We start from the raw sequence: 383 nt of genomic DNA on the forward strand, positions 1-383 counted from the left end.
GTGCCGTGGTCGATGAAGAAGCTCGGGCCGATCCGCGCGCCCGGGTGAATGTCGATGCCGGTGGCCGAGTGCGCGATTTCATTGATGAACCGCGCGAGCAGCGGCACACCAAGCTGGTGCAGCGCGTGCGCGAGCCGATGGTGCATCATCGCGAACACGCCGGGATAGCACAGCAGGATCTCGGTGATGTGCTGCGCGGCCGGATCGCCCGCGTAGGCGGCCTGGATGTCGCTGACGAGTAGCGCACGGATCGCCGGCAACTGCCGGCCGAATTCACGTGCGATCTCGAACGCGCGTTCGTCGAGCTCGGCGAACGGCGTATCGACATGCTCGGGCAGAAACGGCAGCGCGCGGCGAATCTGCTCGGACAGCACGCGCAGCGT

Annotated in this window: 1 protein-coding gene; it reads right to left on the reverse strand. The window is 66.8% G+C overall.

Translation table 11 applies throughout. The features are described 5' to 3' along the window. On the reverse strand, nucleotides 1–383 hold a 383-nt coding region (locus A9Z05_RS37505; protein WP_371090591.1), incomplete at both ends, for a serine O-acetyltransferase.

This window comes from Burkholderia sp. A2 (assembly GCF_001729305.1).
Classification (GTDB): Bacteria; Pseudomonadota; Gammaproteobacteria; order Burkholderiales; family Burkholderiaceae; genus Burkholderia; species Burkholderia sola.